16 protein-coding genes and 1 tRNA gene are annotated in these 22,362 nt (G+C 63.6%); 8 read left to right on the forward strand and 9 right to left on the reverse strand.

Annotated features, from left to right (window positions below; translation table 11 throughout):
• The first annotated feature begins 110 nt into the window (after positions 1-110).
• From rpsD to ACODSR_RS10705, 4 genes are all read left to right on the forward strand, one after another.
• Entirely contained in the window at positions 111-725 is a 615-nt protein-coding gene (gene rpsD, locus ACODSR_RS10690; RefSeq protein WP_006964269.1) for a 30S ribosomal protein S4, read from the forward strand.
• Between the two features lie 261 nt (positions 726-986).
• The gene (locus tag ACODSR_RS10695) at positions 987-1,220 is read left to right on the forward strand and encodes a hypothetical protein (protein ID WP_489076288.1); all 234 of its coding nucleotides are present in this window, start codon (positions 987-989) and stop codon (positions 1,218-1,220) included.
• Between the two features lie 44 nt (positions 1,221-1,264).
• Complete coding sequence (gene folK, locus ACODSR_RS10700; protein ID WP_489076290.1) at positions 1,265-1,807, forward strand: 2-amino-4-hydroxy-6-hydroxymethyldihydropteridine diphosphokinase; 543 nt, start codon at positions 1,265-1,267, stop codon at positions 1,805-1,807.
• Positions 1,808-1,830: 23 nt separating this feature from the next.
• Positions 1,831-1,906, forward strand: a tRNA-Lys gene (locus ACODSR_RS10705).
• Positions 1,907-1,914: 8 nt separating this feature from the next.
• Here the strand turns inward: ACODSR_RS10705 and glgX are convergent.
• The 6 genes from glgX to ACODSR_RS10735 form a co-directional block, all read right to left on the reverse strand.
• Positions 1,915-3,798, reverse strand: a complete 1,884-nt coding sequence (gene glgX, locus ACODSR_RS10710; RefSeq protein WP_489076292.1) for a glycogen debranching protein GlgX — start codon at positions 3,796-3,798, stop codon at positions 1,915-1,917.
• On the reverse strand, positions 3,795-5,243 hold the full coding sequence (gene glgA, locus ACODSR_RS10715; RefSeq protein ID WP_489076294.1) for a glycogen synthase GlgA: 1,449 nt from the start codon (positions 5,241-5,243) through the stop codon (positions 3,795-3,797). The genes glgX and glgA overlap by 4 nt, the downstream gene beginning before the upstream one ends.
• Before the next feature lie 8 nt (positions 5,244-5,251).
• Positions 5,252-6,514 (reverse strand): glucose-1-phosphate adenylyltransferase, encoded by a 1,263-nt coding sequence (gene glgC / locus ACODSR_RS10720; protein ID WP_489076296.1) that lies wholly within the window; start codon positions 6,512-6,514, stop codon positions 5,252-5,254.
• Positions 6,515-6,571: 57 nt separating this feature from the next.
• Entirely contained in the window at positions 6,572-8,731 is a 2,160-nt protein-coding gene (gene glgB, locus ACODSR_RS10725; protein ID WP_489076298.1) for a 1,4-alpha-glucan branching protein GlgB, read from the reverse strand.
• Between the two features lie 22 nt (positions 8,732-8,753).
• Complete coding sequence (locus ACODSR_RS10730) at positions 8,754-11,222, reverse strand: glycogen/starch/alpha-glucan phosphorylase (protein WP_489076300.1); 2,469 nt, start codon at positions 11,220-11,222, stop codon at positions 8,754-8,756.
• An 85-nt stretch (positions 11,223-11,307) separates the two neighbouring features.
• On the reverse strand, positions 11,308-12,516 hold the full coding sequence (locus ACODSR_RS10735; RefSeq protein ID WP_489076302.1) for a serine hydrolase domain-containing protein: 1,209 nt from the start codon (positions 12,514-12,516) through the stop codon (positions 11,308-11,310).
• Between the two features lie 141 nt (positions 12,517-12,657).
• Here ACODSR_RS10735 and ACODSR_RS10740 point away from each other — a divergent pair, with 141 nt between their 5' ends.
• The 4 genes from ACODSR_RS10740 (at position 12,658) to ACODSR_RS10755 (ending at position 19,853) form a co-directional block, all read left to right on the forward strand.
• Positions 12,658-13,170 (forward strand): RNA polymerase sigma factor, encoded by a 513-nt coding sequence (locus tag ACODSR_RS10740; protein ID WP_489076304.1) that lies wholly within the window; start codon positions 12,658-12,660, stop codon positions 13,168-13,170.
• Between the two features lie 55 nt (positions 13,171-13,225).
• The gene (locus ACODSR_RS10745; RefSeq protein WP_489076306.1) at positions 13,226-14,155 is read left to right on the forward strand and encodes a FecR family protein; all 930 of its coding nucleotides are present in this window, start codon (positions 13,226-13,228) and stop codon (positions 14,153-14,155) included.
• Complete coding sequence (locus ACODSR_RS10750; RefSeq protein WP_489076308.1) at positions 14,139-16,562, forward strand: TonB-dependent receptor; 2,424 nt, start codon at positions 14,139-14,141, stop codon at positions 16,560-16,562. The genes ACODSR_RS10745 and ACODSR_RS10750 overlap by 17 nt, the downstream gene beginning before the upstream one ends.
• Before the next feature lie 87 nt (positions 16,563-16,649).
• Positions 16,650-19,853 (forward strand): autotransporter outer membrane beta-barrel domain-containing protein, encoded by a 3,204-nt coding sequence (locus ACODSR_RS10755; protein WP_489076310.1) that lies wholly within the window; start codon positions 16,650-16,652, stop codon positions 19,851-19,853.
• 290 nt (positions 19,854-20,143) lie between these two features.
• Here ACODSR_RS10755 and gatB read toward each other — a convergent pair whose 3' ends face one another.
• From gatB to ACODSR_RS10770, 3 genes are read right to left on the reverse strand one after another with little or no spacing between them, the layout of a single operon-like run.
• Positions 20,144-21,649: an Asp-tRNA(Asn)/Glu-tRNA(Gln) amidotransferase subunit GatB gene (gene gatB, locus ACODSR_RS10760; RefSeq protein WP_489076312.1), complete on the reverse strand. Its 1,506-nt coding sequence runs from the start codon at positions 21,647-21,649 to the stop codon at positions 20,144-20,146.
• The gene (locus ACODSR_RS10765; protein WP_489076314.1) at positions 21,649-22,065 is read right to left on the reverse strand and encodes a type II toxin-antitoxin system VapC family toxin; all 417 of its coding nucleotides are present in this window, start codon (positions 22,063-22,065) and stop codon (positions 21,649-21,651) included. The genes gatB and ACODSR_RS10765 overlap by 1 nt, the downstream gene beginning before the upstream one ends.
• On the reverse strand, positions 22,062-22,355 hold the full coding sequence (locus ACODSR_RS10770) for an AbrB/MazE/SpoVT family DNA-binding domain-containing protein (RefSeq protein ID WP_489076316.1): 294 nt from the start codon (positions 22,353-22,355) through the stop codon (positions 22,062-22,064). Before ACODSR_RS10770 ends, ACODSR_RS10765 begins: the two co-directional genes overlap by 4 nt.
• Positions 22,356-22,362 lie beyond the last annotated feature (7 nt).

Below are 22,362 nucleotides of genomic sequence, written 5' to 3' on the forward strand. Positions count from 1 at the left end.
AAACGGACGTAGGCGATACCGGGAATAACATTCACCCTCCCCGAAAAGTGGGAACCGGTTTTCGGATCAGGAGGGTGAACAAACGTCGTTAGCTATTGTAAGGAAATACCATGACGAAGCGCACCAGCGCCAAGTATAAACTCGACCGTCGCATGGGCGAGAATATCTGGGGCCGTCCCAAGTCGCCTGTGAACAAGCGCGAATATGGTCCGGGGCAACACGGCCAGCGCCGCAAGGGCAAGGTGTCGGATTACGGCATCCAGCTGCGCGCCAAGCAGAAGCTCAAGGGCTATTATGGCGACATCACCGAAAAGCAGTTCAAGAAGAACTATTTTGAGGCGAGCCGCATGAAGGGCGACACCGGCCAGAATCTGATCGGCCTGCTCGAACGCCGCCTGGACGCCGTCGTCTATCGCGCCAAGTTCGCGCCGACCATCTTCTCCTCGCGCCAGATCGTTTCGCACGGCCACATCTATGTGAACGGCGTGAAGTGCAACATTGCATCGCGTCTGGTGAAGCCGGGCGACGAAATCACCCTGGGCAAGAAGGCGCAGGAAATGGCGCTGGTGATGGAAGCACAGGCCTTGGCCGAACGCGACATCCCCGACTATGTCTCGCCCGATGGCGCCGCCAAGGTCACCTATGTCCGCGTCCCCACGCTGGACGAAGTGCCTTATCCGGTGAAGATGGAACCCAATCTGGTCGTCGAATTCTATTCGCGCTGATCGGCTTCTACCCAAGCGTTACAAAAAGGGCGGCCCCGCAAGGAGCCGCCCTTTTTTGCGGTCATATCCTTTGCAAAACTGACACGAAAATCCTCCCCTGCAAGGGGAGGGGGACCGCGCCCGTAGGGCGTGGTGGAGGGGTGTCACCCTCTCGATAGCGTGACACCCCACCGTCTGGCCTGCGGCCATCCACCTCCCCTTGGCAAGGGGAGGATTGGCAAAATACATGATCATTTTTGATGACAGGCTCCACGACAGATTATGATCGACATCGACACCGAAAGCGCGTCCCCCATCGGCAGGACGCAAAGGCGCCTGCTCCGGCGGATCTATAATGGTCGCACCGTGCCGATCGTCGCAGATGGCAAGGACTTCCTGACCTACAAGGATGCGCTCAAATATCTTGAGGCGCTTGAGGTCGATATGCGCGAAGCCGTGTACGAAGAAATGAAGGCGTCAGCGAAAAATGGCAAAAGCCCGACACCCATGGCCTGACGTCATGACTTGCGCACGCTCACCACGGCTGTAAGCGCAACCCTATGGCGAAAACGGAACCCCATATTTACGCGCTGGCCCTGGGATCGAACCGCGCCCTGTCCGCCCGCCTGACGCCCCGGCACCTGCTGTCCGAAGCCGCAACGCGAATCGCGCAGCACGCCCGGATCGTGGCAACGTCGCACACCATCGAAACCCCGCCGATCGGCCCCTCCCGCCGCCGCTACGCCAATGCGGCGCTGCTGGTCCAAGGCCCGCTCGAACCGCCCGCGATGCTGGCGTGGCTCCAGTCGATAGAACAGGCGCTGGGCCGCCGCCGCTATCGCCGCTGGGGCGCCCGCAGTCTCGATATCGACATCATCCTCTGGTCAGGCGGCGTCTGGAACAGCCGCCAACTTACCATCCCTCACCCCGCCTTTGCCGCGCGCGATTTCGTCCTGACCCCGCTCCGTGCCATCGCGCCCACTTGGCGCGATCCCCAATCCGGCCTCACGATCCGCCACCTCGACGCCCGCCTGAACGCCCGACGCCAAAAAGCCCAACAAACCATACCACAAGAGGTTGACCATCCCCGCCGCCCCCTCTAGTGCGTGCGCACCCAGACGCTTGGGGGTCCATAGCTCAGTCGGTAGAGCAACTGACTTTTAATCAGTAGGTCGCTGGTTCGAACCCAGCTGGACTCACCAATTTTCCTTCACGCGCATGATTCCACGGGCAGCAGGCTGCGCCCGGCAACCTTGATGGCCCGGCCATCGGGCAACCGAAAATCCTGCGCCTCGCCGCTGCCATTGACGCACAGCGTCCATCCCGACCGCATGAAATGCAGCGCGACGCAGCGCCGCTCCGGCTGCTCCCATTGCGCCACCGTCATCGCCTCGCCACTCTCGTCCAGCCAGACCACATCCTCGTCGCGCAGCAGGGCAATATCCGTCAGGTCAGCGCATCGCGCCCGTAGCGCCGCCAGCGCAAAGGCGTGGCGCTCAATCGCCCGGTCCCGCCCCGCCCAATCGACCCAGCCGATGACATTATCCTGCGCATAGGCATTGTTATTGCCCTGCTGGCTGCGGCCAAATTCATCCCCCGCGCTCAGCATGATCGCCCCGCGCGAACAGAAAAGCGTCGAGAGCAGCGCCATCACATCGCGCCGCCGCGCCGCGACAATGGCGGGGTCGTCACTCACCCCCTCCACGCCATTATTCCAGCTCAGATTTTCGCCATGGCCATCGCGATTCTGTTCGCCATTGGCGTGGTTATGTCGCTGCTCATAGGCAGTCAGGTCCGCCAGCGTGAAGCCGTCATGGGCGGCCAGGAAATTGACGCTGCGGGTCGCATCGCCCCCAAATATGTCCGACGATCCCGCCAGCCGCGTCGCAAAGCCGCCCAGCGTCCCCGCGTCCCCCCGCCAGAAACGCCGCATGTCATCGCGATAGCGGTCATTCCATTCCAGCCACCCCGCGCCAAAGCGCCCCAGCTGATAGCCGCCCGGCCCGATGTCCCACGGCTCGGCAATCATCACCCGGTCCGCAAGCAGCGGGTCAGCCCGCATCTCTTCCAATAATGGCGCATGGGGATCAAATCCGTCGGCCATCCGCCCCAGCGCCGGTCCCAGATCGAAGCGGAAGCCGTCGACCCCAGCCTGCGTCACGAAATGGCGCAAGGACTCCAGGATCAAACGGCGCACCATCGGCTGGTTGCACGCGATACTGTTGCCCGTCCCGGTATCGTTGATCAGTTGCCCGTCATCGGCATGGCGGAAATAGTCGCGGGCATTCAGGCCGCGCAGCGACAGCGTCGGGCCATATATGTCGCTCTCGCCATTATGATTATAGACCATGTCCAGGATCACACCGATACCCGCCTCATGCAACGCCGCGACGGTCGCATGCAGCTCCGCCATGCCACCGGGGGCCAGCCGCGGGTCGATCGCAAACCAGCTGACCGGATTATAGCCCCAATAATTGGTGAGGCCGAGCGGACCCAGATGCCGCTCGTCGATCCAGGCGTTGATCGGCATCAGTTCCACGGCAGACACATGCAACTGCTGCAAATGCGCGATGATCGCCGGATGGGCCAGCGCGGCGATGGTCCCGCGCTGCGCTTCCGGTATATCGGGATGCAGCATCGTGAAACCACGCACATGCAATTCGTAGATCAGGCCACCCGGCGCAAAAAGCGACGGATTGGCAGGGACCGGAGCCATCGGCGCGGCCACCACCCCTTTCGGCATCAGCGGCGCGGTATCGCCCCCCTCCCCGCGCCGCGCCGTCAGCGCCGGATCATAGACGAACGCCCGGTCGATCGCCGGCGCATAAGGATCAAGCAACAGCTTGTCGGGATCGAACCACAGCCCCGCAGCCGGATCATAGACACCATCGGCCCGCACACCATAACGCCCCCCTGCGCCGACGCCCGCCGCCTCGACATGCCACACGCCAGCGCCATCGCGCAGCATCGGCAGCCGTTTCTCCCGATCGGCGTCGTCGAACAGGCACAGCCATAGCTGCTCGGCCTCCGGTGCCCAGATCGAAAAGCGGGTGGCGGTGGGGCCGATGACCGGCGCGCATCCGCCCCCGCTCACGCCGCCTCCGCCAGCAACGCCCGGTAGAGCGCGGCATAGCGCGCGGCGCTATGGTCCCACGACACCTCGCTACGCATCCCCGCGCGCTGCATCGCCTGCCACACCGGCCGCTGCCCATGCAGCCGCACAGCCCGGCCAATCGCGCCATGCAGCGCCAGCGGATCGGACGGGGCAAAGACGATGCCCGTCGCCGCGCCCGCCGCCACTGCCGCCTCATTGGCGTCGATCACCGTATCGGCCAGCCCCCCGACCCGCGCCACCACCGGCACGCATCCATAGCGCAGCGCGTACAACTGGGTCAGCCCGCACGGCTCGAACCGCGACGGGATCAGGATCGCATCGCCACCCGCCTGCATCAGATGCGACAATGGCTCGTCATAGCCGATCTGCACGCCGACCCGTCCGCGATGCCGGTCCGCCGCGCCCAGAAACGCGCCCTCCAGCGGATGATCGCCCGATCCCAGCACCGCCAGCTTCGCACCCAACCCGACCAGATGGTCGATCGCACCGACCATCAGGTCCATCCCCTTCTGCCAGGTCAGGCGGCTGACGATGATGAAGATCGGCGCATCGTCATGATCGAGGCCAAAGCGACTCTCCAGCGCGCGACGATTGGCCGTCCGACCACCCAGCGCGCGTGCCGTATAAGCCTTTGTAATCAGGCTATCATTCGCCGGATTCCAGATGGCGGTATCCACCCCGTTCAATATCCCGTGCAGCCGGTCGACCCGCCCGTTGATCAGGCCATCCAGCCCCATGCCATGGACCGGCGAACGAATTTCCTCCGCATATGTCTGGCTCACTGTCGTGATCGCGTCAGCCGACACCAGCCCCGCCTTCAAATAGCCGATGCCGCCATAATATTCGACGCCATCCACCCCCCACGCCTCCTGCGGCAGGCCCAGCGTAGCGAAGATATCCGCACTGAACCGCCCCTGAAACGCCAGATTGTGGATCGTCACCACCTTGGGTACCCGTGCCGCCGGGCCAAAGCGCATATAGGCCGCAGTCATCGCCGCCTGCCAGTCATGGACATGGACGACATCGGGCCGCCAGCCCTTCACGCCATCGGCGGCAATATCCGCCCCGACCCGCGACAAGGCGGCAAATCGCCGCCAATTGTCAGGCCACTCATTACCCGCATGGTCGCCATAGGGACCACCCTCACGCGCATAGAAATCGGGCGCATCCAGCACCAGCAGGTCCAGCCCGCCGACGCTGGCCGCCAGCACGGTCGCGGGAACGCCGAACAGCGCCTCATAACGCCGCACCACCTTCGCCTTGCCGAGCCGCGCGATGACGGCGGGATAGCCCGGCACCAAAGTCCGCACCGCGACCTGCTGCGCCGCCAGCGCACCGGGCAACGCGCCAGCGACATCGGCAAGGCCGCCGGTCTTGACCAGCGGATAGACTTCGGACGCGACCGACAGCAATTTCATCGCCACAGGCCCGCTCAAGCCACCAGCCGCTCGATCATCGGCTGCGTCACCAGGCAAATGCCGCTTTCGGTTCGGCGGAAACGCTGCGCATCCTCTTCGGGATGCTCGCCGATGATCAGGCCCGGCGGAATGATGATCCCTGAATCCAGCACGCATTTATGCAATCGCGCACCCCGCCCGATCTCGCAATTGGGCATGATGACGCTGTCGGTGACCGACGAGAAGCTATGCGTCTTAACCCCGGAAAAGAGCAGGCTGCGATGCAGCGAGGAACCCGACACGATGCACCCGCCCGCCACCAGCGATGATGTCGCCGAACCGCGCCGTCCATCCTCATTATGGACAAATTTGGCCGGGGGGGTGACTTCGGAATAGGTCCAGAGCGGCCAGCTACGGTCATAGAGGTCGAGCGATGGCACCACATCGGTCAGGTCGATGCTCGCCTGCCAGTAGGCGTCGATCGTCCCCACGTCGCGCCAGTAGGGGACCAACTCGCTTTCGGCCCGCACGCAACTGCTCGAAAAGCGGTGCGCCACCGCTTTGCCATGCTTGACGATATAGGGGATGATGTCGCCGCCAAAATCGCGCTTGCTCGCCGGGTCGTCCGCGTCACGCCGCAGCTGCTCGATCAGGAAACGGGTCTGGAAAACATAGATCCCCATCGACGCCAGCGCCATGTCGGGCTGGCCGGGAATCGCCGGCGGGTCTTTGGGCTTTTCGACGAAGGCGGTGATCCAGTCCTTCTCATCGACATGCATCACGCCAAAGCCAGACGCCTCGCTGCGCGGCACTTCCATGCAGCCGACCGTCACATCCGCGCCGCTGTCGACATGCTGCTGGAGCATCAGCTCATAGTCCATTTTATAGACATGATCACCTGCCAGCAGCACCATATATTCGGGCGCATAGCTTTCGATGATGTCGATATTCTGGAACACGGCGTCGGCCGTCCCCTCATACCACTGGCTTTCCGACACGCGCTGGCTGGCAGGCAATATGTCGAAGCTCTCATTGCGTTCGGGACGAAAGAAGTTCCAGCCGCGCTGTAAATGGCGGATCAGCGAATGGGCCTTATATTGCGTCGCCACACCGATGCGGCGGATACCGCTGTTCAGCGCATTGGACAGGGCAAAGTCGATGATCCGCGCCTTGCCACCAAAATGAACGGCGGGCTTGGCGCGCTTGTCGGTCAGTTCCGCCAGGCGACTGCCGCGTCCCCCAGCAAGCACATAGGCCATGGCGTCGCGGGCGATCGGCTGGTTTCGTGTCTGCTGCATTTCGGGCCTCTCCTTGGCTTTGCCCCGTCCGTCGCCTGCACGCGCCCGTCGGCTTCGTTAAATATCCAGTTCCAGCATCAACGTCGCAAAGGGGGGAATGGTCACATTGGCCCAGCCCTCCTCGTCCGCCGTCACCATGCCCATATTGCCCGCATTGCTGCCGCCATAATCGGCTGCATCGCTATTCAATATCTCGCGCCAGCGCCCGCCCGACGGCAACCGCATCCGGTAGCCATGCCGCAGCACCGGCGTAAAATGGCTGATCACGACGATAGGCCGCACGCCGGGCGCGCGCCGCACCCAGGCAAAGACGGAGTCAGCTGCGGCATCGACCAGCACCCACTCAAACCCCTCCGGCTCGCAATCGCGCGCGTGCAGCGCCGGGCGGGAGCGATAGAGATGGTTGAGATCGCTCACCAGCTGCTGCACGCCATGATGGGGCGCATGATCGACCAGATGCCAGTCGAGCGCCCGCTCCTCGCTCCACTCGCTCCGCTGGGCAAATTCCTGCCCCATGAACAACAGCTTCTTGCCCGGATAGCCCCACATCAGGCCATAATAGGCCCGCAACGTCGCGAATTTCTGCCAGTCGTCACCCGGCATCTTGTGCAGCAGTGACGCCTTGCCATGCACCACCTCGTCATGGCTCAGCGCCAGCACGAAATTCTCGGTAAAGGCGTAAAGCAGCCCGAAGGTAATGTCGTCATGATGATGGCGACGATGCACCGGGTCACGCTGCAAATAACGCAGCGTGTCATGCATGAACCCCATATTCCATTTGAAGCCGAAACCCAGCCCGCCGCTATGCACCGGGCGCGACACATCGGGCCAGCTGGTGGATTCCTCGGCGATCGTCATCACCCCGCCATAGGTGCCATACAGATCGCTGTTAAGCTGCTGGAGGAAGGCAACCGCCTCCACATTCTCCCGCCCGCCATGGTCGTTGGGTACCCATTCGCCCGGTTGGCGAGAATAATCGAGATAGAGCATCGATGCGACCGCATCGACGCGCAATCCATCGACATGGTAGCGCTCGGCCCAGAACAGCGCATTGTTGACCAGATATTGCGACACTTCGCGCCGCCCGAAATTATAGATGGCGGTATTCCAGTCAGGGTGAAACCCCTTGCGTGGATCGGCATGTTCATAGAGCGCTGTGCCGTCAAAATAGGCCAGCCCATGTTCGTCGGTCGGGAAATGCGCCGGCACCCAGTCCAGGATCACGCCAATCCCCGCGCGATGCGCACCATCGACGAACCGGGCAAACCCCGCCGGATCGCCAAAGCGCGCAGTCGGCGCATAAAGCCCCAGCGTCTGATAGCCCCAGCTGGGATCATAGGGATATTCGCTGATCGGCAGAAATTCGATATGGGTAAAACCCATGCCAACGACATAGGGGATCAGCCGGTTGGCCAGCTCGTCCCAGCTCAGGAAATCGCCGGACTCGTCCAGCTGCCATGACCCGGCATGGACTTCATAGATGGACACCGGCTCGCGCCGCGCATCGGCCTTCTGCCAATGCTCCTTATGCCGCGCGTCCCCCCATATGTGGTCGAGCGGCGCAGCGACGATCGACGCGGTCGAGGGGCGCAGTTCAGACTGGAAGGCAAAGGGATCGGCCTTGAGCGGCAGCACCACCCCGTCCGCGCCCATAATCTCATATTTATACGCGCTGCCCGGCCCGACATCGGGCAGGAATATCTCCCACACGCCCGCATCCGCCCGGTGGCGCATCGGCGCGCGACGGCCATCCCAGCGGTTGAAGTCGCCGACCACCGACACACGCTTGGCATTGGGCGCCCAGACCGCGAAATGCGTGCCGGTCGCCCCGTCATGGGTCATGACATGCGCGCCCAATTTGTCGAACAGCCGCCCGTGCGATCCTTGGGCGAAATAATAATCGTCCATCGGCCCCAGCACCGGGCCGAACCCATAGGGGTCGATCATGACATGGTCGCCGCCATCGCCATAATGGGCGACATAACGCAGCGGCTGGCGCTTGCGCAGCTTCACCTTGCCAAAGAACAGACCGTCCGGGTGGATCGCCGCCAGTTCGCCGACCGGCTTGCCGTCCAGCGTCTGGGCCGTAACCCCGACCGCATCGGGCAGCAGGACGCAGGCGGTAAAGCCGCTATCGGCCGGATGCACGCCAAGCGTGGCAAAGGGGTCGTCCTCGCGACCTTGTATCAGCCGGTCAATCTGCTCCGGCGTCAACACCACCTCTATCCCTGCACCCTGGTCACGACTTTATCTTCCAGATGTCGGTCGCATATTCGCGGATAGTCCGGTCCGACGAGAACCAGCCCATCCGGGCGACATTATGTATCGCCTTCTTCGCCCACAAAGCGCCATCCGTCCAGAGCGCATCGACATTGCGCTGCGCGGCGGAATAGCTGTCGAAATCGGCCGCCAGCATGAACCAGTCATGCTCATAGATGCCCTGGATCAGCCCCTTGTAGCGATCCGGGTCGTCGGGCGAGAACACACCGCTGGCGATCGCGTCGAGCGCCTGCGACAATTCGCGGCTCTGGCCGATCACCTCGCCCGGATTATAGCCATTGGCGCGGCGCTCATTCACCTCCTGCGCGGTCAGGCCGAAGATGATGATATTTTCTTCCCCCACATGATCGCGCATCTCGACATTGGCGCCATCCAGCGTGCCGATGGTCAGCGCACCATTGACCGCGAACTTCATGTTGCCGGTGCCGGACGCTTCCATGCCCGCGGTCGAAATCTGTTCGGACAGGTCGGCCGCCGGGATCATCACTTCGGCCATCGACACGTTATAGTTGGGCACGAACTGCAACTTCAGCAGCCCCTGCACCGCCGGATCATGATTGACCGCCCGCGCCACATCGCCCGCCAGCTTGATGATCAGCTTGGCGTTATGATAGCTCGACGCCGCCTTGCCCCCGAATAATTTGACCCGCGGCACCCAGTCCTTTTCCGGGTGGGACCGGATCTGGTCATAAAGCGACACCGCCTCGACAATATTGAGCAACTGCCTTTTATATTCGTGGATGCGCTTGATCTGAATGTCGAACATGGCAGCCGGATCGATCCGCGCGTTGACCTTCTGGCGCAGGATATTGGACAACGCTTCCTTGTTTGCCCGCTTCACGGCCAGGAACTTCTCCTGAAACGCACTGTCGTCGGCAAAGGGATCAAGGTCGCGCAACGCTTCGGGATCGTCCATGAACCGGTCGCCAATCGCCTCGCGGATCAGCCCGAACAGGCCCGGATTGCACTGCATCAGCCAGCGGCGGAAGGTGACGCCATTGGTCTTGTTGTTGATCCGCGTAGGATAAAGATTGTGCAGGTCGGCAAAGACCGTGACCTTCATCAAATCGGTATGCAGCGCCGACACGCCATTGACGCTGTGCGATCCGGCAAAGGCCAGATTGCCCATCCGCACCCGCCGGTCGCCGCCCTCATCAATCAGCGAAATCGCGCCGATCGCATGATCGTCAAACTGACCCGACTTGCGCGCCTCCGCCAGCAAGCGACTATTGACCGCATAGACGATCTGCATGTGCCGGGGCAGCAGCCGCTCGAACAGCGGCACCGGCCAGCTTTCCAGCGCTTCGGGCAGCAATGTGTGATTGGTGTAGCTGAAGGTGCGCCGGGTAATGTCCCACGCCTCGCCAAAATCCAGCCCATGATCGTCGAGCAAGATGCGCATCAGCTCCGCCACCGCCACCGCAGGGTGGGTGTCGTTCAGCTGGATCGCCGCCTTGTCCGGCAAAGTCAGGATGCTGCCGAAATATTGGATATGGCGCCGGACAATGTCCTGCAACGACGCGGAGGAGAAGAAATATTCCTGCCGCAGCCTCAATTCCTGCCCCGCCGCAGAACTGTCGGCAGGATACAGCACGCGGGTCAGCGATTCCGCGCGGTTGCTTTCGGCCAGCGCGCCCAGATGATCGCCCGCATTGAATTTGGCGAGCAGAATGGGATCGATCGGCTGCGCCTGCCACAGCCGCAGCGTGTTGACCCGCTTGCCGCGCCAGCCCGCAATCGGCGTGTCATAGGGGGTGGCGATCACCCGCTCGGACGGACGCCAGTGCATCTGGTTCGGCCCGGCATCCTCGCCCTCGGCGGGATCGACCCGCCCGCCAAAGCCGACCTCATAACTCGCCTCGCGCCGTTCAAACTCCCACGGATTGCCGTGCGCCAGCCAGGTTTCGGGCAGCTCCACCTGCCAGCCGTCCGAAATTTCCTGCCGGAACATGCCGTTCACATAGCGGATGCCATAGCCATAGGCCGGCACGTCGGTGGTCGCCATGCTCTCCATGAAGCAGGCAGCCAGGCGGCCAAGCCCGCCATTGCCCAGCGCCGCGTCCGGCTCTAGCGCCGCGATAATGTCGATATCGACACCCAGCGAAGCCAGTGCGGCCTGCATATCGTCCAGCATTTCCATGTTGGACGCGGCATCGCGCATCAGCCGGCCGATCAGAAATTCCAGGGACAGATAATAGACCCGCCGCCCCTCTTCCTCATAGGTTTTCTGGGTGGACGTGATCCAGGCGTCGATCACCCGGTCGCGGATCGAGAGGATGACGGCGTGCAACCAGTCATGCGGCTTGGCGGCGGCCGCATTCTTGCCGATGCGATAGGTCAGCCGCTCGACAATCTCATGGGCCAGCACTTCGGGATCGACCCGGCGCGGCGCGGGTATCGGAAGTTTGGTCTGGCCCTTGAGGTTCATGTGGCTCGTCCCCCTATTCTGTCAACGGGATGATGGCACAGCGTCCCGGCCCAAGCCAAAGGGTTTTTGCAGCGCAGCAAAAAAATCAGAGCGCCTGGTTGCCCCGACGCTCGACAATCGAATCCCGAACACCGGCGCGCAGTTCGGACCGGACCGGATAGGCACTGGAGGGGAGCAACTGGGTCATGAAAATGCCGATCAGCCGCTCGATCGGGTCGATCCAGAAATAGGTCGAAAACACCCCGCCCCAATAATATTCGCGGCTGTCAAGGTTCATCGCAAAGCCCAGGCCAAAGCCCACGCCCTCATAGTCGGCCTCGCTGAACATGCCGGTCGAGTGGCGGGCCAGATCGCCCCCGCCCGGCAGATGATTGTCCCGCATCATCGCCACGGTTTCGGGCAGGAGCAGTCGCGCGCCGTCCAGTTCTCCGCCGCGCAACAACATGCACGCAAAGCGGTGATAATCCGCCACGCTCGACACCAGCCCGCCCCCGCCGGACAGGAACCGCCCCTGCCGCCGCCAGCCGCTGCGCGCGCCCAGATCAGCGATCACCCTCTGCCCGTCCTCGTCCAGCCGCCAGGCATCGGTCATCCGGTCGACCTGATCGTCGCGCACGACAAAGCCGGTGTCGGTCATGCCCAGCGGATCGAAGATGCGGGTGCGGAAAAAAGCGTCGAGGTCCATCCCGCTCAACCGTTCCACCACGACGCCCAGCACGTCGGTCGACACCGAATAATTCCACCGCTTACCGGGCGAAAATTCCAGCGGCAGCCGGGCAAGATCGGCAATGAAGGCATCCGACGTGCGTTTCTGCTGAAATTCGTCCAGCCCAAGCGCCCGATATCGCGCGTCGATCGGCGTCTGGCGTTGCAACCCGTAGGTCAGCCCTGACGTATGGCGCAGCAGGTCGATCATCCGCATCACCTGCTTCACCCGCGCCCGATTGCCGCGCCCGACGCGCAAATCGGCAAATTCGGGGATGACGTCCGCTACCGGCGTATCGAGCGCGACCTTGCCCGCCTCCACCAGCATCATGAACGCAACGGACGTGACCGGTTTGGTCATCGACGCGATGCGGTACAGCGCATCGTCGCGTAATGGCTCGCCACTGGCCCGCGCCGCGCCCCGCGCCATCGACAGCAAAGGCTGTTCATCGCGCGAGACCAATAACTGCACATGCGCCAGCTTGCCCGACGCCAGATAGGCCCGGTCCAGATGGCCGACCAGCGCATCCAGCCGATCCGGGTCCATCCCCGCCGCCTGCGCCGCCGCCCTGTCCACGCCATCCGTCATGCCGTCATGCTCCGATCACCCTGCCCGGTGCAGCGCTAATGCAGCAACGCGGCCGCGTAAACAGCTTGGGCGTTGCCAAGACCCCGCTCGGCCATCTATGGCAACCCGCCAAGAACTGCCCCGCATTGGACATAGACAGGCATGGCCACCGGCCTTTCCGCACTTTTCATGGCAAACCGCGCCGCCCTGCTGCGCTTCCTGCGCGCGCGCGGTGCGGGGGAGAATGCGGAAGATATGATCCAGGATATGTGGATGAAGCTGGAGGCCAAGGATATCGGCCCGGTCGCCGATCCGCTGCCCTATCTCTATCGCATGGCCAATAATCTGATGCTGGACCGCTACCGATCCGCCACCCGGCGCGAACGGCGCGAGCAGGATTGGGCGGAGGGGGCTGGTGGCGTGATGGCCGACCCCGTCGATGACATGCCCGTCGACGAACGGCTGATCCTCAACCAGGCGCTGGACGAGGCGCGCGAGGTGCTGCGCGCGCTCGGCCCGCGCGTCGAGCTGGTGTTCCGTCGCTTCCGTATCGAAGGGGTCGGGCAACGCGCCATTGCCGACGAACTGGGGGTCAGCCTGACCACGGTGGAGAAGGATCTGCAAAAGGCCTATCGTGCCATGCTGGCGCTCAAGCAAAAAATGGATACGGCATGAGGCGGTTGGCGGCGTCAGTCTCTGCAAGGGGCAAAAAATGAACGGGGCTGGAGCCATGATGCAAGAGGAAGCGCTCGGATGGGTTATCCGCACGCGCGATCCCGACTTTGTCGACTGGGAGGCCTTCACGCTGTGGCTGGAGGGCGACCCGGCGCGGGCCGACGCCTATGACGCGCTGATGGCAGCCGACACCGAGTTGGACATGATCATTCCGCCCGAATCCGTCGCCATGCCGGTCGCGGCCAATGATCCAGGCGAACCGCCCCGCCGGACATGGCGCTGGATTGGCGGCGGCGCGATTGCCGCGGCGCTGGTCGCGGCCATCTCGGTCGGCATGATGACCCGCGCGGACATCTACACCGTCACAACCCGCCCCGGCGAAACGCAGACGATCGCGCTGGAGGATGGCACAAGGATCGACGTCAATGGCGGCACAACGCTGCGGCTCGACCGCAACGACACGCGCTTTGCCGCACTCGACAGCGGCGAAGCTGCCTTCACCGTGCGCCATGATGCTGCCAACCCGTTCCGCGTGACTGTGGGCGAGGCTGTGTTCGAGGATGCCGGGACAGTGTTCAACATCGTCCACGTTGGCGACGCGACCCGCATCGGCGTGTCGGAGGGCAAGGTGATCTACAACCCGGAGGCGCAGGCGATCAGCCTGCCCGCCGGACGGGCGCTGGCCGACGATGCGCAGGGCTTGCGGGTGATGGATGTCGCCCCAGCGGCAGTGGCCAGCTGGCGGCAGGGACGCCTGGTCTATGCCAATGCTGCGGTCAGCGAGATCAGCCAGGATATTGCCCGGTCGCTCGGCGTAAAGCTGACCGCCACGCCCGGCGCGCGGGCTATGCGTTTCACTGGCACGATCCGGCTGGACAAAGACCCGGCGCGCTTCTTTGCAGGCGCTGCCCCGCTGATGGGACTGAGCGCGATACGCACTGGCGACGGCTGGGTGCTGAAGGAAGGGAATGGGCCGCAAAGCTGACCTCCTGATCGTCACCGCGCTGGCGATCGCAACGCCGGCACAAGCGGCGGACAGACAGAGCATCAGCATCGCCCCTGCTCGGCTGGGCGAGGCGGTGGTGGCGCTTGGCCGTCAAACCGGCGTCAGCATCGGCATGTCCGACCAGTCGCTCGCCGCAATAGCGACCCCCGCCGTCACGGGGCGCCTGTCGGTCGAAGCCGCGCTCAAACGCCTGCTCCGGGGCAGCGGCGCGACCGCCCGGCGGATCGACGCCACCACCTGGCGCATCGTCCGCGCCCGCCCTGCCCCGCGCCCCAGCGCGCCTGCACCGATTGCGGCGGCACCCGTGACCGATCAACCCGCCGCAGAGATCATCGTCACCGCCTCCAAGCGCGACACGCCCCTGCTCCGCTATGCCGGCATGGTCGAAGCGCTCGACACCAACCTCTTTTCCAGCGGCGAAGCTTCGGGCGGCACCGCAACGCTACTGGCGCGGGTCGCGAGCCTGAGTTCCACCCATGCAGGCGCGGGCCGTAACAAGCTGTTCATCCGCGCCATCGCCGATTCCGGCGTCGCCGGGCCGACCCAGGCCACAACCGGTCAATATCTGGGCGACATGCGGCTCAACTATGCCGCGCCCGACCCTGACCTCAAACTCTATGATGTCGGCCGGATCGAGATATTGGAAGGACCGCAGGGTACGCTCTACGGCGCGGGATCGCTTGGCGGGATCATCCGCATCATGCCCAACGCCCCCAATCTGGGCGCATTTGGCGGGCAAGTGTCGGCGGGCCTCTCCGCCACCCAGCATGGCGCCCCCGGCGGCGATCTGTCCGCCACGCTGAATGTGCCGATCGTCGCGGAGAAGATCGCGCTGCGGGTCGTTGGCTATGGCGTGCAGGAGGGTGGCTATATCGACGATGTCAGCCGCAACCTGAACGACGTCAACCGCACCCGCATTTATGGCGGTCGCGCCGCTTTGCGCTTTGCCCCGGACGAAAACTGGACCATCGACCTGAATGGCGTGTACCAGCATATCGACGGTCGGGACGCCCAATATGCAACCCAGTCGCTCGACAGGCTTCAGCGCGCATCGAGTGTCGCCCAGCCTTATTTTTCCGACTATCTGCTCGGCAATATCAGGATAGAGCGTCAGTGGGACACGTTGCGCTTCGTGTCCTCGACCGGTTTTGTCCATCATGAACTGGCCGAAAGCTATGACGCGACCCAGCAGGACGAGGCACCATCGCTGTTCCGCCAGCGCAATGATGTTGACATATTCTCCACCGAAAACCGCTTGGTGCGCGATCTCGACAATGGTCTTGGCTGGATATTGGGGGCGTCCTACCTCCAGAGCCGCTCGAAGATCAGCCGCTCGCTGACCTCCTACGGCACTGCGCCGGTCCAGTCGCAGGTCATCCCCGGCGTGCCGATGTTCGGCGGCGGGATGCCAGCGACCGCCACCGGGGTGCGCAACAGCGTCAAGGAAGCGACCCTGTTCGGCGAAGCCTCGTTCGAGTCGGTCAAAGGCCTGATCGCGACCATCGGCGGACGGCTGACCAACAGCCGCCTTTCGGGCGAGGCGCTCGATCCGATTGCGGCCCTGTCCTCGGCCGATCTCGCCCGCGCAGAAGCACAGGCGGACCGCAGCGAAACCATATTCCTCCCTTCCTTCGCGCTGCTGACCGACGCCATTCCCGACGTCACTCTTTACGCCCGCTATCAACAGGGCTTCAGGCCCGGCGGGCTGGCGGTGGACGACCAGCGGGTCCGCCGCTTCCAGAATGACCGCGCATCGACCATGGAGATTGGTTTCCGCAAAGGGATGCCGGGTCGCGACGCCATCGCGATCAGCGGCAACCTGGCCTATACCGACTGGCGCAACATTCAGGCGGACGTGACCGACCGGATCGGCCTGCCCACCACCGCCAACATCGGCGACGGGCGCATCTATACGGTCGAGGGGCGGATCGTCGTGCGCCCGGTGCCGCGCCTGACACTGGATGGCAGCATCATCTATAATGACAGCCGCCTGTCCCAGCCCGCGCAGTTCCTGCGGGCGCTCTCCTATGGCGGACAATCACTGACCCTGCCCAATGTCGCCAATCTGGGCGGACGGCTGGCGTTCGATTATCGCGCACCGCTGGGCGATGCGATGGCCCTGCATCTGTCGGGTTCGGCCCGCTATGTCGGCAAGTCGCAACTGGGCGTCGGTCCGATATTGGGGCGGACCCAGGGCGATTATGTCGACACCAGCCTGTCCGCCAGCGTGACGCGCGGCCCCGTGCAGATGTCGCTGACGCTCACCAATCTGCTCGACAGCGACGGCAACCGCTTTTCGCTTGGCACCCCCTTCGACCTGCGTACCGACTATTATACCCCGCTGCGTCCCCGCACCGTGCGGATCGGCATCGACTTCGCTTTCTGAACATCGGTTCAGACGGAAATGCCGGTCCGGCACCGTCCTTCCTGCACGCGCGCATAAAAATCAGGCGCGGCACGCAGAGGAGACATCATGCGACATCTACTGGCCTGCACGGCCATCGCCCCGGCGCTGGTCGCGCTGACGCTGGCCAACGCCATGGCAGCCACCACCATCGGCACATCGACCACCGCCCCGGTCAAGACATCGACCGTCGCTGCCGGATCGGCGGACGACATCATCATCAGTTCCGCCGGCTCCATCACCCTGACCAGCGGCACCGGCGTCACGCTCGACAGCAATCATGACGTCAGCAATGCCGGCACGATCACGATCAACGACGCCGACAATGTCACCGCCATTCTGGCTGTCCCCGGCACCACCGGCGACATCACCAATAGCGGCACGATCACCCTCACTGAAAATTACACCGCGACCGACACCGACAGCGATGGCGACATAGATGGCACCTTCGCCAAAGGATCGGGCAAGACCGGAATCTGGGTCCAGGCCGGCGCAGCCCATGTCGGCAATGTGGACCATAGCGGCACGACGACGATCGAGGGCAACCAGTCCGCTGGCATCCGGCTTGACGGCGCACTGACCGGCAATCTGACGACCAGCGGGACCACCACCGTTACCGGCGACAACAGCTATGGGCTAGTCGCCAATGCCGTCACCGGCAATGTCACGCTGCGCAGTTCGACATCGGTGCAGGGTGCCAACAGCGTCGGCGCGGCGCTGACGGGCGACATCGGCGGCGCGCTCAAGATTCAGGGCGCGATCGTCAGCACCGGCTATCGCTCCACCACCCGCCCGACCGACGTGACCAAGCTGGATGCCGACGATCTGTTGCAGGGCGGTTCCGCCGTCGTCATCGCGGGCAATGTGGGCGGCGGCGTGATCTTCGACGTGCCGCCGACGCTCAGCACCACCGACACCGATGTGGACGATGACGGCCTGCTCGACGCCAGCGAAGGCAGCGCATCCGTCGCCACCTATGGCTCCGCCGCTGCCGTCCAGATCGGAACGTCGGGCAGCAACACCGTTATCGGCGCGGTGGCTGCCGACAGTTCGGGCTATGGCCTGATCGTCAAGGGCGCAATCGGCGGTTATGGCGTGTATGATGGCGTCGCCGCCAACGGTCTGGTCCTCGGTGGCCTGGGCGGCGACGTCACCATTGCCAAGGGGATCGGCATCGACGGCACCCTCGCCGCCGTCTCCTATGACAGCAACGCCACCGCGCTACGGCTGGGGTCCGGGGCCAGCACCGGCACGATCAAAGTCGGCGGCACGATCGGCGCGACCGGATCGGCACTGACCGGCACATCGGCGCGCGCCATCGTCATCGACGCGGGTGCCTCGGTCAATTCCCTCACCATCAGTGGCACCGTCGGCGCGTCGGCGCTCAGCACCGAGAAAGGAACGGCGATCGCGATCCTCGATTCCTCCGGCACGCTCGCCAGCCTGTCCAACACCGGCCGCATCAGCGCATCGGGCGGCCTGACCAACAGCGCGATCGACCTCAGCGCCAACAGCAGCGGCGTGACCCTGACCCAGGCACTCGCCTCTGCGACCGCCATCGCGCCCTCGATCATCGGCGACATCAAGCTGGGATCGGGCAATGACGCGCTGACCGTCTCGGCGGGCAGCATCACCGGCAATCTGACGCTGGGCGCAGGCAATGACAGCATTGCCCTTTCCGGCACGTCCAGCCTCACCGGCAATGTCGGCTTCGGTGTCGGCAATGCCAGCCTGTCGCTGGCCGACAGCGCCAAACTGACCGGCGCAGTGGATTTCGGCAACGGCAGCGGCACGCTGACATTGGGCGGCACATCGACGCTGACCGGTGCGATCAGCAACAGCGGCGGCATGACGGTGGTGCTGAACGGCGGCACGCTCAATGCCACCAACACCGGCACGGTGTCGCTTGCCTCCCTGTCCGCCAGCGGCACGTCGACGCTCGGCGTCACCATCAACGCGGCGACCAACACCGCGACCGTCTATGACGTGGCGGGCGCCGCCAGCTTTGCCAGCGGATCGCAGGTCAAGGTGAACCTCACCCAGGTCAGCGGTTCGGCGGGCGATTATGTCATCGTGCGGGCCGGATCGCTCAGCGGATCACCAACGCTGGCGACCAGCACATTGCTGCCCTATCTGTTCAAGGGCAGCGTCACGGGCGACAGCAATGCCGGCACGGTCACTCTCTCGATCGCGGCAAAAAGCGTTACCGACCTGGGCCTCACCGGCTCGCTCGCCCGCGCCTATCCCGCGATTTTCGCCGCGCTCGACAATGACGCGGCGGTCGCCAGCGCCTATCTGGGCATCAGCGACGGCACGACGCTCGCCACCAATTTGCGCCAGATGCTGCCCGACCATGCGGGCGGCACGTTTGAGGCAGTGACGTCGGGGTCGCGCGCGACCGCACGCATCCTGTCGGACCCCAATGGCATTTATCGTACCAAGGACGGGCGGTTGGGCTTCTGGCTGCAACAGGTCGGCTTCGGCGGAGCCAAGAGCGTGGGCGATACAGCATCCTACGACATCAGCGGTTGGGGCGCTGGTGGTGGCGTCGAATATCTGACCGACCTTGGCGCGTTCGGCGGTTCCTTCGCCTACATCCACGCCAGCGACAGCAGCGGCAGCTCCAACAATGCAGTCGATTCCGACCAATATGAGCTGGCTGCGCACTGGCGCGGCCAATGGGGACCGTTGCTGGCCTTTGCCCGCCTGTCCGCCGCGACGATCGGCTTTACCGGCACCCGCCATTTCGAAAATGGCGACGTCACCCGGACGGCGGACGGCAAATGGGATGGCAAACTCTATTCCGCCATAGCCGGTGCCGCCTATCAATGGCAGATGGGCCGGTTCAGCCTGCGCCCGGCGGTCGGCATCGACTATTACCGCCTGAAGGAGGACGGCTATAGCGAGGCTGGCGGCGGCGACGCTTTCAACCTGACCGTCCTGGGCCGCAGCAGCGACGAAACCACCGCCAATGGCACGGTGACGGCGGGCTATGACTTTGGCAGCCTCAAGCCCGAAGATGGCTGGGTGCGGCTGGAACTGGAGGGTGGCCGTCGCCAGATTATCGGCGGATCGCTCGGTGAAACGGTGGCCTATTTCAAGGGCGGCGATCGCTTCACCCTGGTGGCGGACGATCGCACCAACGGATGGACCGGTCGCGCGCGCCTTTATGGCGGCACCGACACATTCCGCGTCGGCGGCGAGTTCGGCGCGGAGGAACAGCAAAATCACGTCGCCATCTCATTTAGGGCGACGGTTAACTTCGTGCTGTGACGTCTTGATTGTGAATGGACGGGCCACACCCCACAGACCCTCCCGGTCCGTCCGTTTAGTCCCGGCACATCCCTCCCCCAGGGCGCCGGGCACAAAAAGAGGGGCGTCGCCGGTCTCCCCGGCGGCGCCCCTTATTTTTTGCGATATGACTTGTCGGAAATCCTCCCCCTGTGGGGGAGGTGGCAGCACGAAGTGCTGACGGAGGGGTGTCGCCGTCTCGATAGGGTGACACCCCTCCGTCTGGCCTGCGGCCAGCCACCTCCCCTGCAAGGGGAGGATTTTGTGTTCGATCAGCCCGCCAGCGCCTTCTTCACCAACTCATTCACCACCTGCGGGTTGGCCTTGCCCTGCATCGCCTTCATCGTCTGGCCGACGAAGAAGCCGAACAAAGCTTCCTTGCCGCCGCGATATTGCTCGACCTTGTCGGCGTTGTTGGCCAGCACATTGGCCACAGCCGCCTCGATCGCGCCAGTGTCACTGGTCTGCTTCAGACCCTTTTCCTCGACGATCTTGCCCGCCCCGTCGCCGGTTTCCAGCATGATTTCGAACACCTGCTTGGCCAGCGATCCCGACAGTGTGCCGTCCGCGACCAGCGCCAGCAATTCGGCGGCCTGCGCGGGGCTGACCGGGCTGTCCTCCAGGCTTTTGCCAAGCCGGTTGAGCGCGCCATAGAGGTCCGACAGCAGCCAGTTGGCTGCGGCCTTGGCGACATCGCTCTCGCTCTTTTTCTGCGCGGCGGCGCTTTCGGCCAGCAGCGTCTCGAACCAGCGCGCGGTGTCGGCGTCGGCGGTCAGCGTCGCGGCATTATAGGGCGACAGGCCCAGCGCGCTTTCATACCGCTTGCGTTTGACGTCGGGCAGTTCGGGCAGCGAGGCGCGACATTCATCAAGGAAGGCGTCGTCAAGCACCAGCGGCAACAGGTCGGGATCGGGGAAGTAGCGATAATCATGCGCATCTTCCTTCGACCGCATCGACCGGGTCTCATTCTTGTCCGGGTCATACAGGCGGGTTTCCTGCACGATCTTGCCGCCTGCCTCCAGCACATCGACCTGACGGCTCGCCTCCCGCTCCACCACGGCCATGACGAAACGCACCGAATTGACGTTCTTCGTCTCGGTCCGCGTGCCGAGTTCCCCGCCCGGCTTGCGCACAGACACATTGACGTCGGCGCGCATGGAACCCTGATCCATATTGCCGTCGCACGACCCAACATAACGCAGGATCGTCCGCAGCTTCGCCAGATACGCCCCCGCTTCGGCAGGCGAACGCATGTCAGGCCGCGACACGATTTCCATCAGCGCCACGCCGGAGCGGTTGAGATCGACATAGGAGCTGGTCGGATGCTGGTCATGCATCAGCTTGCCCGCATCCTGCTCGACATGGATGCGCTCGACGCCGATCACCTTGCCGCTGGTTTCGGGGTTCTTTTCGTCCAGTACGATCTCGATCTGCCCTTCACCCACGATCGGGTGGTAGAGCTGGCTGATCTGATAACCCTGGGGCAGATCGGCGTAGAAATAGTTTTTCCGGTCGAACCGCGACCATTTGTTGATCTGCGCATCGATCGCCATGCCGGTGCGCACCGCCTGGCGGATGCACTCGCGGTTGGGCACGGGCAACATGCCGGGCATCGCCGCGTCGACCAGGCTCACCTGCGTATTCGGCTCCGCCCCGAAAGCGGTCGCCGCGCCGGAAAACAGCTTGGCGTTCGACGTCACCTGCGCATGGACCTCCAGGCCGACCACGACCTCCCACTCACCGGTTGCGCCCTGGATGCGATAGGTTGATTCAGTCATCAGTCGTCCTTTGAAGGCGTGATCAACGGCACGCCGGGGAAATAGCTGCGGTAGAAACGCGGGTCACGGGTCAGGATGGTCGCGCCGAGAGCCTGCGCATGGCCACCGATCAGGAAGTCGGCGAGGATGGATTTAGCCGCCATCGGTTGCTTCCGACGACGATGAACCTGAAAGGCTTTCCCCGCCAGAAATGCCCCCTCAGGCATCAAGGGTTCGACATCGATAAGCATGGCAGCCAGAAGAACGCGCAGATCATCCAGTGCCTCGAACTTTGGCGCCATTTCGCCGATCACTACCGGGTTTACGAATAGATAGGCACCAAATGCAGCACGATTGATATTGGCAGCGGACCATTCAAACCAATCGGGATCACGATCCAGAACATCAATGAGAACGTTGGAGTCAACAAGGATCACGGTTCGTAATTACCCCGTATTTCCCGCATATACTCATCTGTACTCATGCCGTCAGGATTAGGATATTTCCCGGCGATCGCATTGATCGCTTCGCGTACCCGTCGGCTTCTCTCCGCTGCTTCCTCAGGGCTGAACCCCAAAGGAGCAACAACCACCTGTCCCGCTTCGTTGACCATGACCTTATAGGGCTGCCCCGGCACCAGACCGGCGGCGTCGCGCATGGCTTTGGGGATCAATATCTGACCCTTGCTCGTCATGGTTCCGGTATCGATCTTGCTCTGCGCGTTCATTGCCAAA

The organism is Sphingobium sp. FG125 (assembly GCF_057809795.1).

Bases quoted from the DNA above. Each gene is read 5' to 3' on its own strand.
- rpsD (WP_006964269.1), top strand. From the start codon at position 111: ATGACGAAGCGCACCAGCGCCAAGTATAAACTCGACCGTCGCATGGGC.
- ACODSR_RS10695 (WP_489076288.1), top strand. From the start codon at position 987: ATGATCGACATCGACACCGAAAGCGCGTCCCCCATCGGCAGGACGCAA.
- folK (WP_489076290.1), top strand. From the start codon at position 1,265: ATGGCGAAAACGGAACCCCATATTTACGCGCTGGCCCTGGGATCGAAC.
- glgC (WP_489076296.1), bottom strand. From the start codon at position 6,514: ATGCAGCAGACACGAAACCAGCCGATCGCCCGCGACGCCATGGCCTAT.
- ACODSR_RS10730 (WP_489076300.1), bottom strand. From the start codon at position 11,222: ATGAACCTCAAGGGCCAGACCAAACTTCCGATACCCGCGCCGCGCCGG.
- ACODSR_RS10735 (WP_489076302.1), bottom strand. From the start codon at position 12,516: ATGACGGATGGCGTGGACAGGGCGGCGGCGCAGGCGGCGGGGATGGAC.
- ACODSR_RS10740 (WP_489076304.1), top strand. From the start codon at position 12,658: ATGGCCACCGGCCTTTCCGCACTTTTCATGGCAAACCGCGCCGCCCTG.
- ACODSR_RS10745 (WP_489076306.1), top strand. From the start codon at position 13,226: ATGATGCAAGAGGAAGCGCTCGGATGGGTTATCCGCACGCGCGATCCC.
- ACODSR_RS10750 (WP_489076308.1), top strand. From the start codon at position 14,139: ATGGGCCGCAAAGCTGACCTCCTGATCGTCACCGCGCTGGCGATCGCA.
- ACODSR_RS10755 (WP_489076310.1), top strand. From the start codon at position 16,650: ATGCGACATCTACTGGCCTGCACGGCCATCGCCCCGGCGCTGGTCGCG.
- gatB (WP_489076312.1), bottom strand. From the start codon at position 21,649: ATGACTGAATCAACCTATCGCATCCAGGGCGCAACCGGTGAGTGGGAG.
- ACODSR_RS10770 (WP_489076316.1), bottom strand. From the start codon at position 22,355: ATGAACGCGCAGAGCAAGATCGATACCGGAACCATGACGAGCAAGGGT.